Here is a 25,347-nt window from a genome sequence, read left to right on the forward strand (position 1 = left end):
CCTTCCTCTTAGTAAATACGGGCGGCAATCGCCCGTATGCTTTAGCCAACAGCATAGGTAATTGTCGAACAAGACAGTTGTCGTCTTAGGTAATGCACAGTAGGATGGATGTTTCTAATTTTTATCCATTCGCTAAGGGACTGTCATGTTATCACTCAGACCATTTGAACCTGCCGATGAATCAAGCCTGGTTAGCTATTTAAATAATCCGGCGACGGTGCACTTTTTGTCACCAAAGGTCCCTTCTCCTTACACTGTGGAAGATGCGCAGTGGTGGATCAACACGGGCAGTCGAGAAGGGATCACCCGAGCGATTATTCTGGATGGTACATTGGTTGGATGCATCGGGGCGCGTCAGGGCACCTTTGAGTATTGTCGCAGCGCAGAAATTGGCTACTGGCTGGCTGAAGAATACTGGGGCAAAGGCATTACCGGCCGGGCATTGCAGTTGCTGACAGACGAGATTGAAGCCACCACAGACCTGGTTCGATTAGAAGCGGTGGTTTTCGCACAAAACGCGCGTTCTGAGCGGGTACTGGAAAAAGCAGGCTTTGAATTTGAAGGGGTACGTCGTCAGGCAATCTACAAAAACGGTTCTTTTTCTGACGCCCGTTTGTTTGGCAAACTGCTCATCTGCTGAAATCGCTATCGGCAACATACTATCGGCAATAACAAAACAATGACGGGCCGGATTAGCCGCAGCCCGTCTTCTTTGTTTATCTCTTCAAGTTAAATTTAAATGCATCAGGTTTAAGCTGTTTTACCTCGGGGATAAAATACCGGGTATCATAGATGCCTTCATAATCGTGCCAGTGCAGGCCCTCGTCATCGCTATCTGACTCATCATAATGCCAGGGTTCCAGTGGTTCGCGCAGAAAGCTTACATGCAGGTGGTTTTTGTGGTTTGCTTTGACCTGGGTTACACCAGTGAGGTTATCGGCAAAGATGATCTGAGTGGCGCCCAGCTGGACCAGTGCATCTACCAGGCTTTGTGTCGCCTGGCGGTCATACGCCGCATCGCCGACACTGATGGGGCCACTTTGGGTGCCGATCGGGCGAATGTCCACCGTGCCACCAAATTTATGGGTAAAGTGCGGCGGGTTTATGCCACCCCAGCGCATGGTGGCACCGGTAATGGTTAAATGATCGGGCATACCTGCTGGCTTATCGGGCTGGGCATGCCAGGCTTGCCCCAGGTTTTGCAATGCCGTGAGTAAGTCTGGGTGTAAATGACGGCCTACCAACCCTGACGTCGTCAGACCCTGCGACGGTGTGTCCGGGATAGCAACCAGCCCGGTAACTGCGCATTTCACTTGTAATACGAGCTGTTGGGTGCTGGTCTGAGCGATGAATTGATCTGTACCTGGCGTAGCGTCGTTGCCACAGCTATGAAAATTGTCAATCGAGACAACAACCTGGCCTTTGGCATCCGTTACCGGAGTGGATACGTCATAGGGCGCCGTTAAACGAAACAGGCCTTGTTCAATCCGGGTCAGAACTTTAGCGCGTACACTGCTGCTAAATCGGGCGGCCATACCTGTCGGGTCGCGCCACTGTGGCGAAGTGAGGGTAAGAGGGGCCGCGCTTACCTTAACCGGCTCACCCACTATGGGCAGGCCCTGGCCGTTGGTTAACGTGAGTGTCCATATGGCGGTATTGCCATTTTTAGGGTAGAGGGTGACCTCGGTGGCGTTTTCGAACCATTGCTGGCCAAAGTAGCCACTGCCATCGGGCGCCATTATCAAACCATCATAATAAAACTGGCCGGACAGGGTTGAGGTATATGGTGTATTTGCAAAAACCGGGCAGCATATACCCAGTGCGGCGCTAATGAGCGCAATCCGTGCTTTCATAATGTCTCTCCTTGAGTTGTCTTCTCAAGGCTAGCAGCTCAGAGGGGTGTGACAAATTTATTAAGGTGCAGATTTTTCATGCAACTTTTCATGCAAAAGGGGAAAAACAGAAAGGGCAGAAACGAAAAAAGCGAGCCTTAGCTCGCTTTTCTTGCAAAATGCGTAGTAATTAAAGAACTACGATTTTGTCAGCCTGAGGACCTTTTTGACCCTGAGACACTGTGAATTCTACGCTCTGGCCTTCAACCAAAGTTTTGAAGCCGTCGCCTTGGATAGCGCTGAAGTGAGCGAATACGTCAGGGCCATTTTCCTGAGAAATGAAACCAAAACCTTTAGACTCGTTGAACCACTTAACTGTACCAGTAACTGTGTTAGACATAGTATTAACCTGTAATATAAATAAAAAATTAACCTTCGATAGGTGTGAATGCATCAAAAGTAGAGGTGAAACTTAAATACTGCAGGTTGTGTTACGCGGTGTAAAACAACGAATTGTAGGATGTAAATATCGACTTTCTTTCTAGCGGCCTTCACTCTACAGGGACTCTCTGGGTCTGTCTAGTATTATTTGTACAAATTTTAAATTTGTTTGTATGTGCTCGGTCATTAAGTAAGAGCCTAAATTGATACTGGCGGGCAAAGCAAGAATGTTAATTCCGGATAGTACGCTACACTTGGATTAGGTGCCGTGGTGGAGAAAAGAATGAGAAATCCATTGGTATTTGGTGTGCTTATTCTTTTATCAGGTGCTTGTTGTGCTGTTCCAACCGTTCAGGAGGTGCATGACGCCAAAGGTGTTACACAGCTGCAGCTATTGAATCAGTATCTGGCGCAACAGTCGAGCGTGGATGCCAGAGCCGCACTTGAATTGATCGAATTGCTGTCACCAAACTTGCCACTAGAGCAAAATCCTGCACTTTGGCAGCGCCTTAAGCTTCATAAGGCACAGGCCAATGAATTTATCGGTCACAACGAAATTGCATTGTCATTGTTGAATGAAGTACTGGCTTTTGCACGGCAACATGCTAACACCGATTTACTCCGCACTGCGCTGCAGATGCGAGCAGTAATGTATCTGGAGCGTTCAATGTATCCGCAGGCAAGACTGGATGCACAGACACTGCTCGAGAAATTCCCTTCTCAGCAACCCTCAAAGGGACTGGCTGAGGCGCACACCATTATGGCTGGTGTGCACCATACCAGCCATGAATTTGCAAGTGCATTTGCGCAGCTTTTGGCTGCGCTAGCGGTTTATGAAGCGCTTGAAGACAAAGTTGGGCAAGTTAAAATCAAGGGCCGTATTGGCTCTGTTTATCGTGCTACGGGCGATCTGGACAACGCCCTGATGTACCAGCTTGAGTCCTTGGAAGGTATGCGCTCCTTTGGGAGTAAAAAATCTTTGGCCATTACCTACAACAATACAGGGATCATCTACAAAGATTTGGGCCGTTATGATAAAGCGATTGAGATGCACAAACAGTCTCTGGCGCTAAAATCATCGATTGGTTACGAGCGTGGTATGGTGTACTCGTATAACAACCTCGGAGAAAGCTATCGCTTAAGAGGAAATCTCGAACAGGCCAGCGACTACTTAAATAAGGCATTAACTTTGGCTTCTAAGCTGAATAACCGAATGCTAAAAGGATCCACCTATTTGTATCTGGGCCGAATTGCTATCACACAAGAGCGTCTCGAGGATGCATATGCCATTTTGAGCAAAGCATTGGATATTTATCGTGCCAGAAAGTCGGCTGGCAGAACCGCCGAGGGTCTGGTTGAGCTGGGGCGAGTGGTTGAACGATTAGGGCAGACTGACCAAGCCATTACTTACTGGACAGAGGCCTTGGAACTGGCCCGCAAGGCACAAAAAAACATTGTCCTGTTTAGTGCCTATGATCATTTATCCGATCTGTATGCGAGAACGGGTCGCTTTCAGAATGCGTACGCGATGTTAACCCGACTGCAAAAAGAGCGGGGGGAGTTGTTTGACTTACAAAGCCAGCAGAGGATAGAAATGCTGGTGATCCAAAATCAGGTTAACGAAACCAGGCGGGATTTAAAATTCGTTCGTCAGCAGGCTGAGCTGACTCAGGCGACACTGAACAACAAAATAGCCAATCGTAACTTGCTCGTCATTTCTGTTGTCACTGGATTGTTGCTCGCTTGGTTTGCATATCGTCGACGGATACACAAGCGAGAGCTGAGGTTGGTGACTGATGCGCACCAGAAGATAGAAGAAAAAGAGCAAAAGCTGAGTTTAGCGTTGTGGGGGAGTGGTGATGTACTTTGGGATTGGGATCTTGCTAGCGGACTCATTACCAGAGAAAACGCCGAAAGTATGGCCGGGCTTCCGCAGCAATCGGTCAATCTTGGAGCCAAGAATTTTGGGGATTACGTGTTTAGTGACGACCAGGTGAAGTTAGCAGGCGAAATAGATGCGCTATTAAACAATGTGCAGGATGCGTTTGCTATCAGTTACAGGGTTCGCACATCAGACAATGAGTGGCTATGGGTACATGATAAAGGAAAAGTCGTTGCGCGGGATGAACACGGGAAACCCACCCGTTTATCTGGGATCCAGCATGACATTACACTGCTAAAACAGCAAGAAGCCGATCTGCTGGTGCTTAATAGTGAGCTGGAAATGCTGGTCAAAAAACGAACCCAAGCGCTGGAGTCTACGCTGGTTGAGCTAAGAGAAACGCAAACAAACTTAGTTGAAGCTGAAAAAATGGCGGCCTTAGGCGCAGTAGTCGCGGGCATTGCGCATGAAATTAACACGCCACTGGGTACAGCTATTATGGCGTCTTCTAATATTGAGGTACGGCTGCATGCTCTTGGAACTACCGCTCGTTCAGGGAGTTTAACACGAGAAGTGTTATTTGAGGGGTTGGACGCGTTGAAAGAGAGTGTTCAACTAACCCAAAAAGCTTTGCAACGTGCGGGTGGACTGGTTGAGCAGTTTAAAAAAGTTGCGGTGAAAGAACGCTTTGAACAGAGAGGCTCATGTCAGCTCTGTGAACTGGTAAGTACTGCATTTAATTTGGCCTGTGACAGTGAACAACACAGAGGCGTGGAGCTAATCCTACCGGAACCTACAACGTTATGTACGTATATTGATGCTTTGCTCCAGGTGTTGGAGATACTGTTCACAAATACATTGCAACACGGCACGACGCAACAAGCGCTAGTACTTAAAGTCAGTGCCATACGCAATGATGAAGATGCGATTCAGTTATGCGTTGAAGATAACGGGCAAGGGGTGGCGGCTGCGGATAGGCAAAAAATATTTGATCCTTTTTATACGACAGCCCGACACAAAGGCAATGTCGGGCTCGGATTGCACATTGTCTATAACTTGGTGACGCATGTATTCAAAAGCGAGATCCTGTACGAAAAGTCCTCGCTTGGTGGCGCTAAGTTTTCGTTTTTATTGAGGGGGGATGAAGAGCCCACTTAAATTTCGTCAATAACCTGAAAAGCTCGATATTCATCGAAGGCGAATTGGTCGGTCATGCCACTGATATAGTCAATGACCAATCGGACTCTGAGATAAAACTCCCGCTCTGCGGGGTCGGGTATGGTGGCATTCATGGTGTCGCTGTTAAGTGCACTTCGATAAGCCTGTTTGTGTTTCTCGGGGAGCTTTTTAAACAGTCTGGCGGAATAGATAGAGATAGCGGGGACTTGCGTATCTGTGGGGAGTGGAATGTCCATCAGCTGTGCAAACTGCGCTTTACTCAGATGAAGCAGTGGTTCATAGATATTGAGCAAACCGCTGATAACCCGATAGCCCTGCAACTCGCGTCCTTCAACCTCAGGGTGAGAAAAGGCCCATTTTTTAGCAACCTGCTTAAAGGTTTTGATAAGCAGGTGACAGGCGCTGCCATCTTCAATCAGCGCCTGATTGAAGTGTCCGGCTGTCACCGCGTCCAGATTATTGACGAACTGCTCAGCCGCATGTTTTGGCAGTTTTTGGTTTACCTCAACCCGCAAAAAGACAAAAAACTGACTCTGATTGCCTGCGATTTTTTCACTACGGCGCTTGGCAACCCGGATCATGTCTGCCATTAGCCCCCGGTCTGACTCAGGTAAGTGCGCGCTGAGCGCCGCATAGGTGTTGAGCAGAGCGGTTTGGAGCTGCGAATAACTTAATATATTTTTCTCTACAGCGTCTTCTAGGTCGGCCATGCCGTAGGAGATATCGTCGGCGGCCTCCATGATATAGGAAAAAGGCGCCCGGCAACCCGGCGCAATGTGTAATGCCTCTGTGAGCCTGTCAATATAACCCTGTTCACTGAGGTAAAAGCCTACTTTTTTCTTGAGATAGCCCTGTGGCTGCTGTTGTTCTGGCGGTGCTTCGGTACCACAACGGGTGTACTTCATAATGCCTGACACCTGTGAATAGGTGAGATTCAGGTTTAGCAGGGTATGCACCAGACGGATCCCCTGCGCATTGCCCTCAAAGTGGGTCAGATCTCTGAGTACGTCGGGGTGCATTGCACGCCCGCTAAGCTGTTTGAAGAGCTCATCAATGTGGCCGTCCAGCCAGTCACTGATAGCTGCCTCGCCAAAGTGGCCAAAGGGCGGATTACCTATGTCGTGCATTAAGCAGGCCATTTCCACAATGGACTCCAGCATATGCCGATACTCGCTGCTCAAAGACTGATGGTTATTTTGTGGATCGAGTAGTTCACAGATCAACTGACAGATATAGCGACCGGCCTGTTGCACTTCCAAAGAGTGGGTTAACCGGGAGCGAACGGCGGCGTTGCGCTCAAGCGGGAACACCTGAGTTTTTTGTTGCAGCCGACGCACGGCAGCCGAAGTGATGATGCGGTTGCGGTCGCTTTCAAATTGCTTATACAGCTTTTCGCTTTTAAAGTTGTAGGGGCGATCCGCTCGGATCTTACTGCTTAAGGTCGCCATCATCTGTCCTTATGACTGTGTTTATATCGCTATGTTGTCTGTTTTATATCCATAAAGCAACACCTTAAGTCGTTATGCCAGAGGCTGTTTGAGCAAGTCCAGCAAGGCCTGAGGGACAAATTTGCGGGACGTGGTAATGGCGTAAAAGTGCTCATAAATGGGCAGTTTACTTTGATACTGCTCCAGCAAGCCCTGGGCTATTTCATCTTTGACAACTACCGGGGGTAACACCGCCAGGGCGCCGCTGTCTCTGGCCAGCAGTCGTAGCATCGCCATGTCATCGACTTCGGCCTGAATGTCCGGCTTATACTCATGCGCTGCACACAGGGCGTTAAAGGCTGAGCGGATCTCTGTGGTGGGTCCCGGTAGTACCCAACGTACCTTGTCATATCCTGTCGGAAATTCACTGCTGATACTGGCACCTTTTGGGCCAACGATGGCAACCTGCTGCCGCGATACCAACTGTGTATGCCAGCGGGCTTCATCCTGACTGGCCAGGCGATTGGTGAGAACCAGATCTAATTCATGATTACTTAACCCTTGCAGCAAAGTATCCATATCCCGGGTAGTCAGGGTAAAGCTGATGTGAGGATCACAGAGTAAAGGACTGATAAAACTTTCTATGAAGTTTCGCGACAAGGTGGTCTGCACGCCAATGGACAGGTGTTGTCGTTCGGTCGCTACACCTTTCAATAAAAAGGACTCCAGCTCTTCGCCTTTGTAAAAAATATCGTCGGCATACACCAATACTTGTTTGCCTGCATCGGTCAGGGTTAGCCGGCGGCCCTGTTTTTCGAATAATGAGACGCCCATCGTGTGTTCCAGCCGTTTAATCTGGATTGACAGGGCGGACTGAGAAATGTGTACATCCTGAGCAACTTGCGTCAGGCTGCCAGCTTTGGCAACACGCCAGAAATAGTAGAGGTGGTGATAGTTGAGGCGGCTCATTCAATAGTTATAAAAAATATATGGTTTAGTTAGAATATATATATTTTTTATATCTTTCAACGTCTGACATACTGAGCCCGTTCTGAATGGAGTGGGATAATTATGTCAATATCATTAATGATGATGCTCGTCATCACGCTCAGTTTTGCGCTCAGTGCCTGGCACTGCGGCCGTGCCGAACGCATCGGCAAACGGTTTGTAACTGTCTTCTCTGGCTGGCTGTTGGTTCTGTTGGTCGCAGCCCTTGCAGGGCAGGGCGTCGACACGAAGATACTTCCCGACAGTGCCTTCACCCAATGGGTTCATGTCACTTCACTGGGACTGTTCATGTTTGCCCTGGTGATATTTATGGCCATCATTCTGATGCGCTTTTCTCTTAACTATATGGCTGGTGAGCCGCGCCTGAATGTTTACTGGCGCTGGCTGCTTGGCACCCTGGCAGCGGTGTCTCTGGTAGTGTTGAGCAATCACTTGCTGCTGCTTTTACTGGGCTGGACGCTGATCAGCCTGGCTTTGCATCAGCTGTTACTTTTCTATCCTGAGCGTCCCCGTGCAGCCCTGGGCGCACACAAAAAATTTATTCTGGCGCGTCTGGCCGAGCTGGCGCTGTGTATTGCCGTGTTGTGTTTATATCAGGCCCACGGCACCTTTTTGTTGACCGATATTCTGGCACATTATCAGGCTCCCAACCCTGAAGTCAGTGTTTACACCCAGATTGCCGCAGTATCGCTGGTACTCGTTGCGCTTATCAAATGTGCACAGTTGCCGGTACATGGCTGGCTGATGCAGGTGGTAGAAGCACCTACGCCGGTCAGTGCTTTGTTACATGCGGGTGTTATCAATCTGGGTGGCTTTTTAATGATAATGTTTGCGCCTCTGGTTATGCAGGTCGTCATTGCGCAGTGGCTCTTGCTGCTTGCCGGTGGCCTGTCAACGGTTCTGGCGGCGCTGATCATGACAACCCGGGTGAGTGTTAAGGTTCGCCTGGCCTGGTCAACCAGTGCACAGATGGGTTTGATGCTGGTTGAATGTGCGCTGGGTCTTTATGAGCTGGCACTGCTGCATTTACTGGCCCACTCTGCCTACAAAGCCCATGCTTTTCTTAACTCAGGCAACGCTGTTCGCGAAAACCTCCAGGCACGTCTGGCTGTCCCTGTCACCCCGTCAGTGACACGCTGGCTGGGCGCAGCACTGCTGAGTGTCAGTCTGGTTGCTGTAACCTACTGGCTGGTGGGTCAGGGCACCGCCCTGAGTATGTGGGCCTTACTGGCAATGTCGCTAACCTTGCTGCTGGCACAACGCAGCAGTGCGCACCACAGTTTGCCATGGGCTGGTGTGGTGGCGCTCAGTGTATTGTTACTGGCCAGTTATGCAGCCCTGAAAACCCTGCTGGCGCAAACCGTCTTTGCTAGTGTGGCGCTGCATGAAGCGCCTCTGAGTGCGGCGGATAGTGCGGTGATGGCGCTGTTTGTCAGCCTGTTTGTACTGAACTGGCTATTAACCTACCGAGCAGCACACCCTAAGGTCCAAAGCCTGTCTGTGGTGCTGTTTGCCGGGTTGTATCTGGATGAGTGGTGGACCCGGCTGACGTTGAAAGTGTGGCCGGTGAAGCTGCCGGCCCCAGTCAAATCGCAACGCGCCGTCAAGCGCCCGTATGGATTAATTCAGGAGTCTTAACATGGCAAGTGATATTCGCACACTTACTCAGGCACAGCGGATGTCTGTCCAGGCTGCCTGCCAGAAGTTGGCACCCAGCTGGCCGCTGGACCAGATGATAGCAGTCAGCCCCTACTGGCCGATGCGCCACGAGCGAATTGAACAGGTCAGCGCACGGCTCAGCGCGTTGGCGGGGATTTCAATGCTGATGCCGGCCAGCGATTATCTGGACTGGTATCGACGAGGCCTGATCAGCGAGCAGTCACTGCACATGGCGCTGGCAGAGTCAGGGCTAGGTATGAGTGCTGCCGAGCTGGTTCAGGCACTGGAACGTGCGCCAGAGCAGGCACCCTGGCAGTCATTGTCAGCGTTATTGGATGAGCACAGGGCGCGTCACAAAATGGCCTGGAGAGATGAAATCATTCATCAGATCAGCCAGTTCTGCGCTGCGCATTTTCAACAAGCTCAGCCCATGTTGCATCGTGAGCACAGCAATGCGCAGCCTGCTCTGTACACGCACTGGTTGGCGGTTAGTCAGCGCGATCGCGGGCTCAGTATCGTGTTGGATGAGCCTGATCTGCACCGCTATTTTAAACAGTTGCCAGACGATCCGGGGGTTTTGATAGCGCAAGCGCTGGATACCTTTGGGGTGCAGGACGACCAGGTTGAGTTGTACGCACATGCGCTGCTGCTGGATGTGAGCGGATGGGGCGCCTGGGTAGCATATTTGCGCTGGCAGAACGAGCTCAAAGGCGAGCCCCAGGATCAAATGCAGGATCTGCTTGCCATTCGTATGGCGTGGGAGCTGGTGCTGTGGCGATATCAGCAAGCCCACTTTCCAACATTTTTTACTACTTTGGCGCATAAATGGAAGCAATCTCTCGCAATGCTGTCGGAACAACCAGCGCAACATCAAGCGCAACAAAAGCCCCTGTGGATCTGGGCCAGAGCAGCAGAGCTGAGCTATCAGCAGCAACTGCATAAGGCACTGAGTCGCCCGGCAAATCAGCCGGCACAGGCCATACAATGTCAAGCCGCATTTTGTATCGATGTACGTTCTGAGGTTTATCGTCGCGCACTGGAAGCGCAAAGCGATGAGGTACAGACGATGGGGTTTGCGGGCTTTTTTGGGTTACCGATTTCATATCAGCCACAACAGGTTGATGTGAATCGCCCTCAATGCCCGGGTTTGTTGTTGCCAAGTCTGGTGGCCTCTCATGACCAGGCAGATAAACATGGCGCCGCTTCGCTCAATGCAGGCGCCCGCTGGCAGGCATTTTCTAAATCGGCCACGGCCTCATTCTCTATGGTGGAATCGGCAGGCTGGCTGGATACCTTTAAATTACTAAAAAAAGCCTTCTTTGCATCTGAACAGGCCCATCCGGTTGATAAGCTGACAAACAGTCAGGACTGGTCGTTGACACAAAATGGAGAGGAACTGAGCGCACAACAAAAGGCGGGCCTGGCCGCTGGCGTGCTCAATGCAATGGGGTTTGAGCAGTTCGCCCCGACTGTGCTATTGGTTGGGCATGGCAGTCATTCTACCAATAACTTGCAGGAAGCGGGGCTCGGGTGTGGTGCGTGCGGTGGACAAAGTGGTGAAGTGAACGTCAAAGTGCTGGCCTGGTTACTCAATGACAAGGCGGTGCGTGCGGCATTACCTGAGCTGGGGATTGAGATCCCAGAGCAGACAAAATTTGTAGCGGCACTGCACAATACCACCACAGATCATATTCGTTGTTATGATGAACAGCCGGACGCTCAGATTGCGTTATGGCTTCAGGGGGCTACGGCGGCTGCACAAAAAGAGCGGGCGGCAAAGCTGGATACTCAGTTAGCTGATGCAAGTCGGGAAGCGCTGGATCAGGCCCTGATAGCACGGAGCCTGGATTGGTCTCAGACTCGCCCTGAGTGGGGGCTGGCAAACAATGCTGCATTCATCGTTGCACCCCGTAGCTGGACCCAGGGTATTGATTTACAGGGGCGCAGCTTTTTGCATGATTATCAGTATCAGCAGGATCCAGACTATCAGGTTCTGGAAGCCATTATGACTGCCCCAATGCTGGTAACCCACTGGATCAATATGCAATACAACGCCTCGACCACAGATAATCTGCACTTCGGCAGTGGCAATAAGGTGTTGCATAACGCGGTGGGCGGCAACATCGGGGTATTTGAGGGCAATGGCGGCGATTTGCGAACCGGTCTTGCAATGCAGTCGTTACACAATGGATACGACTGGATGCATCAGGTGTTACGCCTGTCTGTTTATCTGGCAGCACCTAAATCTGCGATTAAAAAGATTGCTGAGCGTCATGAGGTGGTCAGGCAGTTGATCGATAATGAGTGGTTGTACGTATTTCAGTGGCAACAGACGGGCGAGATAAGTCGCTTTTATCAAAATCGCTGGTGGCCGGTGTCGGTTGAGTCGTCCGTGTCAGATGAAGAATCAAAAATAGTACAGTGTCTTTGATTTCTGGTATTTGTACTACCAGAACAAAGCTGTGGGGCACGAAGCGGCAACCTCCGGGTTGCCGCTTTTTTTATTATCGCTGCGCTTGGTATATTTGTGTGGATCTGCCACAGTTACAGTAACCACAAGCAGTTTACTATCCGTATGAGTGACTAAACATACAAAACAACAGGCAATAATTCGGAGTGAGCATGTCGGGAGATATCGTCAAAATTCAGGCTGAACACTGGTCAGCAACTCAGCTTAAGTTAAAAGCACTCAGTGAAAAAATGGCCGAACTGGAACCTTTAATTCTGGAAGCTGCCGAGCAGCTCGACCCGCACAGCTGCAGTTATGATGCGAGCAAACGTCAGGCACTGGCACAACGTCTGAAAGCGGTGTTGTCTAAAGACGGTGAAGTGGTATCACAAATAAAATAACCAGTGTGATATTTAACCTAAGCACTGTCCATACGGTGGCGTTTTTGTTTTAAGCGGATAAGGCAAAATCAGATTGCACAAGATCATATCTTTCCCTAAATTGTCATTGCAGCTCGTGTGAACGGCTCTAGAATAATAACTATAGAAGGAAGTTGGTAGGTGATATGAATATATCGCAATGTCTTGTTATCTGTAGCATCTTGGTATCCGGGCTGACTTTGAGCAAAACCGCGGTTGCGGATACGCTTGATGTTTCAGTCGGTTGGACCAAACCGCCTTATGTTATAGAACAGGGAGACACCGGCTTTGAACTGGATATGGTGAAAGCGGTTTTTGCTGCGCTGGGCCATGATCTGCAATTCGTTTATGTCCCGTTCGGTCGTTCGGATTCTCTGCTGAAAACCGGCAAAGTTGATGCGGCACTGACCATGAACCGACGTATGGATCTGGCGGGGGCGGTTTTGTCTGAACCCTACATTACCTATCATAACACCGCAATTAGTTTAAAAAGCCGTAACTTAAAGCTGCACAGTATCAGTGCACTTGAGAATTATGCCGTCATTGGATTTCAAAATGCATCGCTGGTCCTTGGGATGGAGTATCAGCTCGCAACCGCCAATAGCCCTTTATACATAGAGCTGCCCGACCAGAAAAAACAGGTTGAGCTACTGCTGCAGGGCAAAGTCGATGTAGTCGTCATGGATATCAATATTTTTAACTATCTGAGCAAGGCAATTCTTGGTCGTGACCAGATGGTCAACGTGTCGGTGCATTATCTATTTCCCGCGTCACCTTATCGTATTGCATTCAGAGATCCTGAGCTTAAAGAGGCTTTTAATCTCAAGATGGTACAGTTTAAAAACAGCCCCGCCTATCAAAAGTTACTGAATAGATATCAATTCCTGCAATAAGCCTTCTCATTTTTCTGTCTGGCCACAATCAGGTTGGTGTAACTGACACCCAGTTATGGTGTCTGATTTTGTCGTTTTTGTGTCTTAAGTGACACTGCTTGTTCGGTTATGATGTACATCAAAGGAGTAAACTATGACCAGAAAACAAGTATATTTTATCGCGGATGGGTTTCAGGCCCTGGACTTATTTGGACCGCTGGATACCTTTATGGAGGCTAACGCATGTGTGCCAAATGCCTATGCGAGTAAGCTGCTGAGCATAGTAGCGGGTCCGGTCAGAACCGCTTATGGTCAACAGGTTAATGCCGATTTTGGGCTGGGCGATGATATCGATCTGGATGATTTGATCATCTGTGGTGGCAGTGGCATGCGGACATTAACGCTTGGCGCCCAACAACTGGCAGCTCTGTCGACGCTGGCAGACAAAGCAGAGCGGGTATTTAGCATCTGTACCGGCGCGTTTGTGCTGGCCCAGCTTTTTCCTGAGCAGGCATTAACCCTGACGACGCACTGGCGCTATTGCGAGAACCTGGCCCGGCAACATCAACATTGCACCGTTTCTGCGGACCCTTTGTATATACAGGATCAGCATGTCTGGTCGTCGGCAGGGGTGTTGTCAGGTGTTGATCTGGCACTGGCCATTGTGAGAGAGGATCATGGCAACAGTATTGCCGCACAAGTGGCGAAAGATTTGGTGGTCTATCTGCAACGATCAGGAAACCAGCATCAGTATTCAGATGCCCTGGCACTGCAATCTGGTGACAGTTTAAAGCTTTCTCCGTTAATGGATTGGTTAAGCACACAGCTTAATCAGTCGGTCACGGTATCCAGGATGGCTGAGTTTTGTAATCTAAGCGAGCGGCAACTGACACGCTTGTTTAAGCAGCATCTGAATTGTACACCCAGCCACTACTTTAAGACCCTGAAACTGAATCATGCACGTGACCTGCTCTGTGAAGAAAATATCAGTCTGCAACATGTTTCGGGCAAGCTTGGCTTTAACAGCTATGACAGTTTCAGACGCGCATTTATCAGACAGTTTGGGGTATCCCCGTCACACTATACAAAAGGAATTAACCGATGAAATACAAACTGATAGCGCTGGTATTTGGCTGCTTTACACTTAATGGCGCCGCTTCACCGCTTACCCGGACAGAGCAACAAGCCTGGCTGGAAGACATTGACTTTTATGCCCAACAGGTTAAAACGCAACACATTCAGCCATTTCATACCCTGGCAGAAGCGGACTTTGACCGCAGAGTTGAGCGTCTCAAAACACAATTGCAAGGGCTCACACAAGCGCAGGTAGAAACCCGGTTAATGGCGATAAGCCGGGCAATAGGCGACGGACACAGCAATTATTTTATGATGTCGGGGCCACATCTGCACTTTCCATTTAGGTTTAAATTTTTTGGCGATTCCTTACGTGTTATCGACACCACGTCAGCATATCGCAACTTACTGGGGGCTCAGCTTAGCTCAATCAACGGGGTGAGTGTGGCTGAGCTGTACACTCAGTTGGCGGCTACTTTGCCTGGTGTAGACAATCAGTACAGTGAAAAAGCCAGCTTTGAGTACTACCTGTCTTTACATAAATTATTGCTGGGGCTTGAGATAGTAAAAGAGGAACAGCCTGCGTTGTTCAAATTTGTCACAGGGGAAGAGGAGAGCAGTGTACCGGTTTCGCCCATCAGTATGCGTGAATTTGGCAAACTCAGCTCTGCTTATTCGCGCACTGAGCCCGAATTGACCACACAGAACATTGGCATGCCTGGGATCACATTGAGCCTGTTCAGGCAGCATAAAGCCGCTTACCTTGCCTTTACGTCTTATCCCGAACCCGAGCAGGTGATAGCGCACTGTGAGGACTTACAAGCGACCCTCAGGGCGGCTGGCTCGCGTGTCATGATTATCGATTTCAGAGGCAACGGTGGCGGAAATTTCTACTCGGGTCTGGCGCTCTCCGCGTGTTTGCAACCTCTGGATCAGATTGACTGGATGCAGGGAGTCTATGTGTTATCAGATGGAGAAACCTTTTCTGCTGCCATGACCAATACCGTGCAGTTCAGACAAATCCTCAATGCAACAGTGGTTGGCACCCCAACCGGAGGAGACCCAAATCAGTTTTCAGAAAACAGCGTGTTCTCGCTGCCAAACTCGGGGCGTCGGTTCAGCCTGTCGAAACGGTACTATCCATTTTCAGACGTACAAAGTGATGCCGTGTATCCGGACATACACATAGCACCGAGCTGGGAGGACTATCGCACAGGGAAGGATACTGTGCTGATATATCTTCTATCACAACTAAGCGCACGCACTCCGTTTTCTGCATCGATTGAGTAGAAGCTGCGATTAAGCAAGGCGTGGGTTCAGTGTCCCCGTGCCTTGTGTTCTCGCCTTGTCCAACAGGCACTGCTGAAGCACATGTTTATAAAGGGAAGTTACACTCCAACGTAAAGCAATCCGTTGTTATACACAGATCCAGTGCAGAGCAGTGATGGTTTGTCAGTCCGGGAAAGGCACCCCCTGCAATCTGGTGTGTTACGTTTTGTTAATTTTATTTCTTGTTTTTGTGAAATTTATTTGTGTGGGTCGGGTCTTTTTGTATGAATTCAAAAGGAGATACAACATGACCACATTATGCAAACCTGCGACTTTTTACCCAGAACACCTCATCAATGCTGATGATATCATGACAGTCATTGAAGTTTGTCACCCCGACAGCCCTTATAAGCAACGGGCCTTTGAAATGATCCAAAATACAGAGGTCAAAAACCGGCACCTGATCCTGCCGCTCACAGAAGTCGTGAAACTCGAGGACTTTGGCGCGCGTGCCGCTCGCTACAAAGAAGCAGCGATTGATATGGCCGAAGGCGTTGCATTAGAAGCGATGAAAAACGCGCAGGTGCAGCCTGAGGACGTCGATATGGTGATCGCCACGTCTTGTACTGGTTTTATGATGCCCTCATTGACTGCGCATCTGATTAATCGACTGGGTTTGCCTAATGAAACCAAACAAATCCCGATTGCACAGTTGGGTTGTGTGGCGGGAGCCTCGGCGATTGGTCGGGCATTTGAATACTGCCAGATCCGTAAAAACAGCAATGTGCTGATCGTCTGTGTTGAAACTTCCTCATTGTGTTTTCATCGAGAAGCCAACCGCTTACAGGACTTTATTAGTGATGCACTGTTTGCCGATGGGGCAGCCGCTGTGGTAATGCGCGGTGACAGTCAGGTATCTGGCCTTAAGCTGACCAATAATCAAAGTGTTACCATCAAAGATACACTGCCTTACATCGAATATGATATTACCCATCTGGGCTTTAAGTTTTCTCTGGATAAGGAGGTCATGCACTCCATTCCCCATGTTGCGCCTTATCTGCAATCGTTCTGCAGACGCAGCTTGTCGCGCGATGCCAACCAGGTTGACAGTACGATTTTTCACACCGGCGGAAAACGCATTCTCGATGAGCTGGTACGGTGTTTGTCGCTTGAGCCCGATATGGTGGCCCGCTCCCGGGCTTGCCTGGCTGAAACGGGTAACACTTCCAGCGTAGCAGTCATTGATGTTTTAAAACGGACTTTCGATTCTGCAAGACGCGGCGATGCCAGCCTGCTTGCCGCATTTGGTCCCGGATTTACCTCAGAGATGAGCGTTGGGGTGTGGCACTAATACCTGTGTAGTATTTATGGCATGCACGAATGCGCTTAAATGCATTAAAGGGCAGGGTATCTGCGCAGATTGGGGACACCCAACCAGCGCGAACTTGAGAGACGTTACTTATACAGTTCCAGCTCACCTAAGCTCAGGTAATTGCCCAGATCATTTGAGACATCAAGGCGATAGTATTGATAGTGTGCCGTTGAGTCCAGGCAGTATTCAGACATAGCCGGGAAGTCGGGCTTGTCGCCTGACCCAATGGGTGTCCAAACCTGTTGATCGTTACTGCCATACAGTTTCCAGCTGGTAGTGACCCAGGTTGTGGTGTGATTGTAGCCCTGGGCAAGTGCGATTTTTGATACCGCTTCAGCCTGAGACAAAGTCACATAAACTGACTCCTGATTTTCTTTGGAAAACCAGACGTGGTTGTAGCTGTAGACCACGACACCATCATTCAGGTGATTAATGCTGCCATGGCTGGTGGTCGCGACTTCAAAAGCGCTGATATCAACTTTCTCATCAGCCAGCTGGCAAGCGCGGTTGGGCACGGTACCATCTCCTATGGTCAACTCGAAATCGCCGCTTTGCTCAGTGACATCGACCCAGTGTCCGTACCAGCCGTTGAAATCCAGTGACGGGGTGCCGTAGTAGGTGGCTTTTATTCCGTCGTTGTTGATCACATCAAAAGTGATGTACTTAGTGCTGTCTGGTGCGTTGATCTGAGGTTGAGCGCTGTGAACCTGGCTGCCTGAGATGATGCTGCCCTGACTGTCTATAGCAATAAAGTGCGTGCCACGAAACTCAGGTGTAAAGGTTGTTAGTTTATCCTGAGTCAGCAGGTTATCTCTGAGGCTATCCTGTTTGAGGATCAGTCCATCACTTTGCGCTGTTGCAGAGCTGGCAGCCAGTGCCAGCGCACTCAGTAAAAATTGGGGTTTTTTATTGGTAAACATCGTTATTCCTTAAATTATCCTTGTTTCCAATAACCCATTTTAAGGGGCAAATTAGTAATAAAGAAGGCTTTAAGGGTATAAAGCTTGTTCTAAGTCACAGTTGGCAGCCTAGTCTTTTCAAAAACCAATTCAACATGAGATAAGCGAGGGAGCCACAAGGCGCCTGTTGTATGAACGATTGAATAGAGTAAACAGTACATACCAGCCGACCCAGCCCAAACCTGGTCCTCATGGCCGCGCGCAATCACGTTTGCTGGCATTAAACCTTTGTGCAAAGGGTTGGTCAGTGGTTTCAAACTCCACGATTTCATCAGGATATTTTGGTTTTCAATTGGTCTGGTTGTTCCAATCTGGCAGACATCAAGGATACAATGTGGCCGTTTTTTAAGGAGAAAGTATGCTGCAAAACACGTTCCGTCAAAAAATATCAAAACGCTCCGTACCACTACTGGTCTACCCCTGCTTGCTTTTTTGCTGGCTGTTAAGCCTTGGCCCGGGTCTGGCTGTAAGTAACTTTTATCAGCAGATACAGATAGCGCTGACCATGGTGTTTGGTTCATTTATTGCCGGCGGCACGGCGCTTGGTGGCGGGGCAGTGGCCTTTCCCGTCATGACCAAAGTACTGTCTATTGAGCCGTCTACTGCGAAGGTGTTTTCGTTGGGTATTCAGTCCTTTGGCATGGTTGCCGCGACACTGACTATCTTGTTTTTTAAGATCCGTTTTTATCATCGGGTTGTATATTCGGCGCTGCTGGGGGCAATCCCTGGTGTGATCATTAGCCTGACGTTATTGGGCGACCTGCTGCCAAGGTTAGCAATCAAATCCTTATTCAGCGTACTGTTGATTTTGTTTGCGGTGACCCTGATAAAGCAGCTCAGAGTTGGTATTCAGTCTCATTTGACAGAGAGTTCGACTGATTATCAGTATATCCCTTTGGTTGGATTTATTGGTGGGCTGGCAAGTGGCCTGGTGGGATCCGGAGCTGACATTTTTATTTTTGCCTATCTGGTTTTGATGCTGAAAAAAGAAATCAAAGTCGCCACGGCAACCAGCGTGATTATTATGGCCATCACCTCTGTTGTGGGCACGATGACGAATATGCTGGTACTGAACACACTCACACCCGAGATCCAGCTTATGGTGCATGCAGCCATCCCTGTGGTGATCCTCGGTGCACCACTGGGGGCGCTGGTGTGTGCAAAACTACCTGAACGCGGCGTGGTTAATATGTTATTGCTGCTTATCGCTCTGGAGACCGGGTTCACAGCGTATGAGTGTGTCAGGCTGTATCTGTAGGCAGAAATAGCCCAAGTAGAGCTGACATACGGGGTTGGTACCCTAGAATGTACTGATAAAACTATTAGCTGTTGAGTCACAGCAAGTATAGCTGTGAGTAAGAAGTGCACTGGCTTTTTTTAAAAACTGTCTGCCATTATGGCTAACCAGACATCGAGCGCGGGGCAATATCGGGCTATGAAGCCTAACCCAGCGCCCATTACTTTTTATGAGGCAGGACCGAATAGCGAAAAACGCTCAACGATGGTATTTTACGGCAATCTTGATAGTGGGCAGATATCAGATTCTATATAGGATGCAGCATTGATAGAAATCAGACGCAAAGCTGAGGGGTCAGATACATAGCGGTAGAAGTGATAAAGACAGCATCAGGCTTCCACGTAAGCTGTCTATCATGTTGACCGAATACCGCCGTGAAATATCAAACAAAGCAAATGGCTTTTATTTTTCCAGGGAATAAACATGGATAACTCAAATCCTACCCATACATTTACTATATCCAGGCAATATTTACTGCTTGCAGTATTGGCTGTATCTATTTTGGCATGCATATTCATCATTAGCTGGGCACGCACACCTGAATACAGGCCATTGGTGCAGGATATGCGTGTGGTTGATGCCGTTAAAATAGTCGACATCCTTGAAATGCATGATATTACCTACAGGGCAGAACTGTCTCAGCATATTTTATATGTTCTTAAGAGAGATGCTGGTCAAGCGCGCCTGGCACTGGCCAGAGCCGGATTCGTGCTCGAATACCCTGAAAAAGATCGATTCACTGGATTACCAGAGGCATGCACCTTACTGGACGATCAGGCCGGGGAGAAAAAAGTGAAACCCTTGTGGGAGCAACCCTGGTTTATGCAGTCCCTGAGATTGCTTATGGGCGCACTTGTAATGATAGTCTTTATACTGGCTGTTATACGACCAGCGTTGTCTGCTCTGATTTACTCACAGGCCAAGAAGTAATCGTGCAGACTGAAAAATGGGGCCGATCAAAACCGTTGACAAATAACATGCACTTTAGGTTTTGAAGCTCACTTGTTGGTGTTATTTTTGGCTTGAGTAAACAGGGATTTGGGTAAAAGTCTGCGTTGTTTTCTAAATCATTGAACTAATCTTGCCTTGTATGATCAGATCTCAAACGCAGACACCGAGACTGAACGTTGAAAGAAAAACGCATCACTCACTGGCGTGATTACAGCAAAGCCCTTAACGCCAGAGGCAATATCCAGCTGTGGCTTTCCGAGGATGCAATTACTCAGTGGAACAACACTCAAGATCACGGCGGTAAAGGGTGAGCTAATCATTTCTCTGAGCTGACAGTTCGTTACAGACCAAATGTCAGTGCTGCAGGGGCATTGATATCGCGGTTGATAGCACTGGTTTGAAGGTATACGGAAATGGTGAGTGGCATGCAAGAAAACACGGCGCAAACAAACGCCGGACCTGGCGAAAGCTGCATCTGGCCGTTAATGCAAATACACACCAAATCGTGAGCGGTGAGTTGTCTACAATCTCCGTAGCTGATTCAGAAGTTCTGGGCGACTTACTCAGACCATTGCACAGGAAAACCAGCTCGGCAAAAAGCGGATGGCGCTTATGATACCCGAGGCTGTTATGCCGAAGTGGCAGCCAAAAAGGCCGACGCAGTGTTCCCACCAAGGTGTAATGCGCAGTTGTGGGAGGAAGGACATGCTCGTAACAGCGCGGTCATTTTAACAAAGCATATAGGCTGCAGTGAGTGGACAAAGTGTGTGAATGGCCATCAACGTTCACTGGCGGAAACTGCAATGCACAGGTATAAACAGCTAATGGGTGACAAGCTGGTCAGTCTAGGATTCAATCAGCAGCACATTGAAGCGATGATCAAAGTGAAAGCGCTCAATAGAATGGCTGGGCTAGGTATGCCTGAATATCAGAGAAACAGCTGAAATCTCGGTGTCGCCTAAGCTATTTGGATTTGATCAACAAGGCCGTTATCCTGGTGAATACGGATGGTACAACTCTCGTCCAGCACAGCGATGGAACACAGAGCACGGTCCTGGGCGATAGTGTTGTTAGTGGAAGTGCATATATTGAAAATGGGCGTATTGCTGGTAGCGCTCCTGATATGCCTTATTCCGAGCTAGAGGTCTGACAAAAAATAGCACTGAGTCGAAGGAATAAATGCATTGATTTGGAATGAATAATTCTATTTTTTCATCCTTTTATTAATTAATTTTTTCTTGTACTGTTAAGACTGAAAAATTTAAAGAGAGGAGAGTAATAGTGGGCATCACAGTAGGGCAGCTAGTTAAGGAGTTGCAATATCAAAACCCTGACGATGAGGTTGTTTTTGGTCCAAAGGGACACTTTAGCTATAGCCGAACAAAAGATCGTGGAGGCGAAGTTCAGATTGAGTTCAATGAGATTTGTAATATTCATTATGATTTATTACCAGAGCATCCACTTGAGATAGAGAGTCTGCCAAGCATAGTTTACGAAGAAAGCTCAATTTGGGGAGCTGGCTGCACCGAAAGGGTAGCGGTAGAAAATGCGAAAGAGGATTACTCGTCGAATGGGTGGAATTTTGAAATCGCATATAAAGCCGGTAAGTTGAAAGTGGCCAAGGCGGCGCCATCATTGGTCGACTATGTAGAAGAGCATGGTGGAGGTGATGTAAAGTGGGGATTTAACGAAAATCAAGTAGCCGTATTATCGGAATGGTAGTGATCGACTTTATTTGTACCAGCCCATGTCTAATCTGGCGAGCCACTTAGGTGCTATCCTGAGTGGTACACAGCAGAGCATTGCTAAGGTGTTGCAGGTAAATGCTGATGGTACAACGCTAGTAGAGCACTCTGATGGTTCGAAAAGTACAGTCATTGGGGTTGGGGTGGGGGTTATACGATTATTCCCACTGCACTTGAATTTCAGTTGACTCGCACGAAAATGACCTTATATACGCTACTTTTGTGCTCGCTCTAACAACCTCAAGATTATAGTTGTTAATTGGATTGTTAATGAAAGCTGGCCTCATTGGTTTTCTATTCTCGCAGATGCCCAAGGCAATTTGTTGATTAGGTTTCAAGAGCATTCGATGAAGTTCGGCTCGTTCATGGTTTAAAGGAACGTCAGCACTTAAGTTACCACCTTGCTCTATGTTGAATAAACGGAAATAATAATTATCTAAAGAAGTATAGTTAGATGCGATTGATGATGACTTCTGAAAAATAACAATATTCTTCCCCCCAAACGTCTGAGAAGAACTATAGATAATCCCATCCAGTTTTGGAACACGTAATGAACTAAGAAAGTCAGCTATGACTTGTGTCGTTAAGTAGCCATTGTGTTCATGTCTAGGTAACACTGGGAATGCAAGCTTTGCCCCTATAAACATTAAATTTGAAAGCTGGTTTTGAATTTTTGGTGATAAACTATCGAACAAATCTCCATCTTCCAAGATGGGACGTAACCGAGATAAGTCGAGAAGTTTAAGCTCTTTTTTTACCTTAAACTTCGTACTAACGACATAGCTACCAACAGGTGCTCTAATTTCAGCATAAGCTGTCTCTATATCCAATGCGCCATAAAAAACAGGTAAACCAGCAGGGTTTAACCGGCCTTCTCCTGCTATATGGGCAGGAGGAGGCCCTAATTCCTTCTCAGGATTAAGCATCGCTTTTGGCACATCTTCTAATGAAGTAAAAAAGCGTGCTCGTATTATCTCATCAATTTCACAGCCTTCACCAGCGGTAGTAATTATTTTTTCATCATCGCCATATCTAATATTTTCTATATCATCAAAAAGACTATTCAATATCTCTATGGCTTCAGAATTGAAAAATCTATTCCTTGATCTTATCGAATCGGAAAGCCTTTCCCATAAATTTAAAAAATCTCTTGTATGATCTCCATGTAAAGGCATTCAATACTCCTATGAGATATTCTATGGATCACCACTAGCAAATATTCTGCATATAGCGAATTAATCGCGCGTTTTCCAATAGTGGTACCAATTTTTGAATAGTCTATTTCTACCAAAGTCACTAACTAATTGCTAGTCATAAGAGAATTAGGAATGTCCGCCTCTCGCTCATAGCTGTCTAGCCCTATTCATCGAAACTGTAAGATCAGATATGAGCTACTACAGCTAATCCTGTTAACACCAAGCGATTTTGTCGTCCTTTAATTACCACGCGATTCTGTCGTAGTCGCTAATTACCAAGGGAAATTGACGGTTGTCTTTAACCGTGTTCTTTGAATGCTTTGTATAAGCATTTGAGGAGCACTAAGGGTGATTGTTTTGAATTCCAAAGCTCAATTAACAGTTGATATCATTACTAAAGTGGCAGAGCGTAAAATTACGATAGCCAATGCCGCTAAGCTCCTCAATAAATCCAGGCGTACTATTGAACGTTATTTGCAGCGTTACCGAAGCCAAGGTCTACAATTCGTTGTTCACGGGAATACAGGCAGTGAGCCAATTAATAAAACTCCAGATAGGCTTAAGCAGCAAGTTCAGTCGCTGATCCGCGAGAAGTACTATGATCTGAACCTGTTGCACCTCGCCGAGATGCTTGAGGCTCACGAGCACATAGTTGTTAAGCGCGAGACACTACGTAAGTGGGCACATGATATCCATCATGTAAAACGAGCCAAGCGTAGGCGTAGCCGTGTCCACAAGCGCAGAGAGCGGATGGAAGCACCAGGGCTAATGCTGCAAATGGACGGCAGTACACATCGCTGGTTCGGTGATAAAAAGTCGTGCTTAATCGCTATGATTGATGATGCTAACAGCGATATTCATGCAGAATTTTTCCCGTCAGAAACGACTGAAGGGTGTATGAAAGTTATGCGCTCAGTTGTTGAGAAATACGGCGTGTTTAAAACGCTGTATGTTGATAGAGCTGGCATCTTCGATGGCCCTAAACGTTGCAATTTCTCCCAGATGCAACGGGCCTGTGAGGAGTTAGGAATTGAAATCATCTTTGCCAGCTCTCCTCAAGGAAAAGGTCGTATTGAACGCGTCTTCGATACTCTGCAAGACAGGTTGATACCGGAGTTACGACTCAACAATATTGCTGATATGACGGGCGCCAATAGCTACCTACAACACGTCTTCATCCCGCAGTTTTGGCGTAAAAACCTGATGGTAAAGTCTAGAGCATCAAACACCGAATATACGCCTGTATCACGCTACATAAATCTTGATGATATCTGCATCACCAAGGTCTACCGGAAGATCCGCAACGACCATACGTTTAGCTTCAGGGGAAAACTCTACTTCATCGACTCACCGCTTAAGCACTCAATCGCTAACCAGAAAATTGAAATTCGTACGGGTAAAAATAAGCGGTTCGATGCGTACTTCGCTGGGCGAAAACTGCAAGTAACCGAAGTCATGGAACCTGATAAGCTATCCTCTGAAGACCAGGAGATCCAGAAGAAGCTTGATGTATTGGCTCTGGCAGACAAGCTAGGAAATGTGGCAGAAGCTTCCCGCCTAAGTGGTGTCTCCCGCGATACTATTTACCGCCATCGTAAGCTGATAAAACAAGGTGGAATCGAATCGTTAAAACGTCAAGAAACGCCAAATCTTCACCACAAAAACCGTACTGACAGAGCTATTGAGGAAGTCGTAATCGAATTCTCACTGGCTAACCCACACATGGGACAATCCAAAGTGTCACGACTGCTCAAGTCTGAAAGAAACGTCGACATACATGCCAGCGGCGTTCGCAATATCTGGCTAAGGGAAAATATGAATACTACTGCGTTACGGTTAGCAAAACTTGCCGAAACTCGACAACATTGATAGTGTGATTACGTCAAAATCGCTTGGTACTTATACCGTCAGTATCCCTTGGTAATCACACTACTACAGCTAATCCGTTAGGTTTTGCCAGTTTTCCATCGCTTCATTCATGAAATCCATGCCATCGCCATTTTCTTCAAGCCTTTCATTAATGTCCTCTGCCCATAATTCTAAAGCGTGGCCAGGGTCGTAGTTCGTGCCTTCTGTAGTATTAAAATGGCGTTGTTTCCTAAATCATTGAACTAATTTAGCATTGTGTGATCAGATCTTAAAAGCAAACACCGAGATTGAACTTTGAACGAAAAGCGTATCACCAACTGGCGCGATTACAACAAAGCCCTTATCGTCAGAGGCAACATCCAACTTTGGTTTTCCGAGGATGCGATTGAACAGTGGAACAATACGCAACATCACGGCGGTAAAGGGCGAGCTAATCATTTCTCTGAG

Annotated in this window: 19 protein-coding genes and 1 pseudogene; 14 read left to right on the forward strand and 6 right to left on the reverse strand. The window is 48.0% G+C overall.

Annotated elements, in window-relative coordinates; translation table 11 throughout:
• Positions 1-145 precede the first annotated feature (145 nt).
• Positions 146-640, forward strand: coding sequence for a GNAT family N-acetyltransferase (locus tag CWB99_RS11470; RefSeq protein WP_138552390.1), 495 nt, complete (start codon positions 146-148; stop codon positions 638-640).
• Positions 641-716: 76 nt separating this feature from the next.
• Here the strand turns inward: CWB99_RS11470 and CWB99_RS11475 are convergent, their stop codons facing one another.
• Complete coding sequence (locus CWB99_RS11475; RefSeq protein ID WP_138552391.1) at positions 717-1,853, reverse strand: hypothetical protein; 1,137 nt, start codon at positions 1,851-1,853, stop codon at positions 717-719.
• 169 nt (positions 1,854-2,022) lie between these two features.
• Positions 2,023-2,232 (reverse strand): cold-shock protein, encoded by a 210-nt coding sequence (locus tag CWB99_RS11480; RefSeq protein WP_010385841.1) that lies wholly within the window; start codon positions 2,230-2,232, stop codon positions 2,023-2,025.
• Positions 2,233-2,556: 324 nt separating this feature from the next.
• Here CWB99_RS11480 and CWB99_RS11485 point away from each other — a divergent pair, with 324 nt between their 5' ends.
• Entirely contained in the window at positions 2,557-5,313 is a 2,757-nt protein-coding gene (locus CWB99_RS11485) for a tetratricopeptide repeat protein (RefSeq protein WP_138552392.1), read from the forward strand.
• On the opposite strand, the gene dgt is transcribed toward CWB99_RS11485, so the two are convergent.
• Together dgt and CWB99_RS11495 are read right to left on the reverse strand one after the other, a co-directional pair.
• Entirely contained in the window at positions 5,310-6,782 is a 1,473-nt protein-coding gene (gene dgt, locus CWB99_RS11490; RefSeq protein WP_249364791.1) for a dGTPase, read from the reverse strand. The two genes, CWB99_RS11485 and dgt, sit on opposite strands and share 4 nt — an antisense overlap.
• Positions 6,783-6,854: 72 nt before the next feature.
• Positions 6,855-7,730 (reverse strand): LysR family transcriptional regulator, encoded by an 876-nt coding sequence (locus CWB99_RS11495; protein WP_138552394.1) that lies wholly within the window; start codon positions 7,728-7,730, stop codon positions 6,855-6,857.
• Between the two features lie 102 nt (positions 7,731-7,832).
• Here CWB99_RS11495 and CWB99_RS11500 point away from each other — a divergent pair, with 102 nt between their 5' ends.
• The 7 genes from CWB99_RS11500 to CWB99_RS11530 all read left to right on the forward strand — a co-directional run bounded on the left by CWB99_RS11500 (position 7,833) and on the right by CWB99_RS11530 (position 16,862).
• Positions 7,833-9,407, forward strand: coding sequence for an NADH-quinone oxidoreductase subunit L (locus tag CWB99_RS11500; protein WP_138552395.1), 1,575 nt, complete (start codon positions 7,833-7,835; stop codon positions 9,405-9,407).
• Between the two features lies 1 nt (position 9,408).
• A complete protein-coding gene (locus tag CWB99_RS11505) occupies positions 9,409-11,859 on the forward strand; it encodes a YbcC family protein (RefSeq protein ID WP_138552396.1) in 2,451 nt (816 codons plus the stop codon).
• A 191-nt stretch (positions 11,860-12,050) separates the two neighbouring features.
• On the forward strand, positions 12,051-12,278 hold the full coding sequence (locus CWB99_RS11510; RefSeq protein WP_138552397.1) for a hypothetical protein: 228 nt from the start codon (positions 12,051-12,053) through the stop codon (positions 12,276-12,278).
• Positions 12,279-12,442: 164 nt separating this feature from the next.
• Entirely contained in the window at positions 12,443-13,189 is a 747-nt protein-coding gene (locus tag CWB99_RS11515; RefSeq protein ID WP_138552398.1) for a substrate-binding periplasmic protein, read from the forward strand.
• 133 nt (positions 13,190-13,322) lie between these two features.
• Positions 13,323-14,273: a GlxA family transcriptional regulator gene (locus CWB99_RS11520; RefSeq protein ID WP_138552399.1), complete on the forward strand. Its 951-nt coding sequence runs from the start codon at positions 13,323-13,325 to the stop codon at positions 14,271-14,273.
• Entirely contained in the window at positions 14,270-15,532 is a 1,263-nt protein-coding gene (locus CWB99_RS11525; protein ID WP_138552400.1) for a S41 family peptidase, read from the forward strand. The genes CWB99_RS11520 and CWB99_RS11525 overlap by 4 nt, the downstream gene beginning before the upstream one ends.
• A gap of 286 nt (positions 15,533-15,818) precedes the next feature.
• A complete protein-coding gene (locus CWB99_RS11530; protein ID WP_138552401.1) occupies positions 15,819-16,862 on the forward strand; it encodes a type III polyketide synthase in 1,044 nt (347 codons plus the stop codon).
• 104 nt (positions 16,863-16,966) lie between these two features.
• Here CWB99_RS11530 and CWB99_RS11535 read toward each other — a convergent pair whose 3' ends face one another.
• The gene (locus tag CWB99_RS11535; RefSeq protein ID WP_138552402.1) at positions 16,967-17,803 is read right to left on the reverse strand and encodes a hypothetical protein; all 837 of its coding nucleotides are present in this window, start codon (positions 17,801-17,803) and stop codon (positions 16,967-16,969) included.
• Between the two features lie 397 nt (positions 17,804-18,200).
• On the opposite strand from CWB99_RS11535, the gene CWB99_RS11540 reads away from it, so the two are divergent.
• The 4 genes and pseudogenes from CWB99_RS11540 to CWB99_RS11555 all read left to right on the forward strand — a co-directional run bounded on the left by CWB99_RS11540 (position 18,201) and on the right by CWB99_RS11555 (position 21,812).
• Positions 18,201-19,100, forward strand: coding sequence for a sulfite exporter TauE/SafE family protein (locus tag CWB99_RS11540; RefSeq protein ID WP_138552403.1), 900 nt, complete (start codon positions 18,201-18,203; stop codon positions 19,098-19,100).
• A gap of 462 nt (positions 19,101-19,562) precedes the next feature.
• Positions 19,563-20,069: a hypothetical protein gene (locus tag CWB99_RS24890; RefSeq protein ID WP_138552404.1), complete on the forward strand. Its 507-nt coding sequence runs from the start codon at positions 19,563-19,565 to the stop codon at positions 20,067-20,069.
• A gap of 197 nt (positions 20,070-20,266) precedes the next feature.
• A pseudogene (locus tag CWB99_RS11550) lies at positions 20,267-21,034 on the forward strand (IS5 family transposase).
• Between the two features lie 337 nt (positions 21,035-21,371).
• Positions 21,372-21,812 (forward strand): hypothetical protein, encoded by a 441-nt coding sequence (locus tag CWB99_RS11555; protein ID WP_138552405.1) that lies wholly within the window; start codon positions 21,372-21,374, stop codon positions 21,810-21,812.
• A 181-nt stretch (positions 21,813-21,993) separates the two neighbouring features.
• On the opposite strand, the gene CWB99_RS11560 is transcribed toward CWB99_RS11555, so the two are convergent.
• Complete coding sequence (locus tag CWB99_RS11560) at positions 21,994-23,010, reverse strand: RES family NAD+ phosphorylase (RefSeq protein WP_138552406.1); 1,017 nt, start codon at positions 23,008-23,010, stop codon at positions 21,994-21,996.
• Positions 23,011-23,379: 369 nt separating this feature from the next.
• Here CWB99_RS11560 and CWB99_RS11565 point away from each other — a divergent pair, with 369 nt between their 5' ends.
• Positions 23,380-24,900 carry an ISNCY family transposase gene (locus tag CWB99_RS11565; RefSeq protein ID WP_138552407.1) on the forward strand — a complete coding sequence of 507 codons (1,521 nt, stop codon included), beginning with the start codon at positions 23,380-23,382 and terminating at the stop codon, positions 24,898-24,900.
• The last annotated feature ends 447 nt before the right edge of the window (positions 24,901-25,347 follow it).

The organism is Pseudoalteromonas rubra (assembly GCF_005887095.1).
GTDB classification, from domain to species: domain Bacteria; phylum Pseudomonadota; class Gammaproteobacteria; order Enterobacterales; family Alteromonadaceae; genus Pseudoalteromonas; species Pseudoalteromonas rubra_E.

Coding starts and splice junctions, on each gene's coding strand:
- CWB99_RS11480 (WP_010385841.1), bottom strand. CDS start 2,232: ATGTCTAACACAGTTACTGGTACAGTTAAGTGGTTCAACGAGTCTAAA.
- CWB99_RS11560 (WP_138552406.1), bottom strand. CDS start 23,010: ATGCCTTTACATGGAGATCATACAAGAGATTTTTTAAATTTATGGGAA.
- CWB99_RS11470 (WP_138552390.1), top strand. CDS start 146: ATGTTATCACTCAGACCATTTGAACCTGCCGATGAATCAAGCCTGGTT.
- CWB99_RS11495 (WP_138552394.1), bottom strand. CDS start 7,730: ATGAGCCGCCTCAACTATCACCACCTCTACTATTTCTGGCGTGTTGCC.
- CWB99_RS11485 (WP_138552392.1), top strand. CDS start 2,557: ATGAGAAATCCATTGGTATTTGGTGTGCTTATTCTTTTATCAGGTGCT.
- CWB99_RS11520 (WP_138552399.1), top strand. CDS start 13,323: ATGACCAGAAAACAAGTATATTTTATCGCGGATGGGTTTCAGGCCCTG.
- CWB99_RS11535 (WP_138552402.1), bottom strand. CDS start 17,803: ATGTTTACCAATAAAAAACCCCAATTTTTACTGAGTGCGCTGGCACTG.
- CWB99_RS11515 (WP_138552398.1), top strand. CDS start 12,443: ATGAATATATCGCAATGTCTTGTTATCTGTAGCATCTTGGTATCCGGG.
- CWB99_RS11530 (WP_138552401.1), top strand. CDS start 15,819: ATGACCACATTATGCAAACCTGCGACTTTTTACCCAGAACACCTCATC.
- CWB99_RS11475 (WP_138552391.1), bottom strand. CDS start 1,853: ATGAAAGCACGGATTGCGCTCATTAGCGCCGCACTGGGTATATGCTGC.
- dgt (WP_249364791.1), bottom strand. CDS start 6,782: ATGGCGACCTTAAGCAGTAAGATCCGAGCGGATCGCCCCTACAACTTT.
- CWB99_RS24890 (WP_138552404.1), top strand. CDS start 19,563: ATGGATAACTCAAATCCTACCCATACATTTACTATATCCAGGCAATAT.
- CWB99_RS11505 (WP_138552396.1), top strand. CDS start 9,409: ATGGCAAGTGATATTCGCACACTTACTCAGGCACAGCGGATGTCTGTC.
- CWB99_RS11540 (WP_138552403.1), top strand. CDS start 18,201: ATGCTGCAAAACACGTTCCGTCAAAAAATATCAAAACGCTCCGTACCA.
- CWB99_RS11500 (WP_138552395.1), top strand. CDS start 7,833: ATGTCAATATCATTAATGATGATGCTCGTCATCACGCTCAGTTTTGCG.
- CWB99_RS11525 (WP_138552400.1), top strand. CDS start 14,270: ATGAAATACAAACTGATAGCGCTGGTATTTGGCTGCTTTACACTTAAT.
- CWB99_RS11510 (WP_138552397.1), top strand. CDS start 12,051: ATGTCGGGAGATATCGTCAAAATTCAGGCTGAACACTGGTCAGCAACT.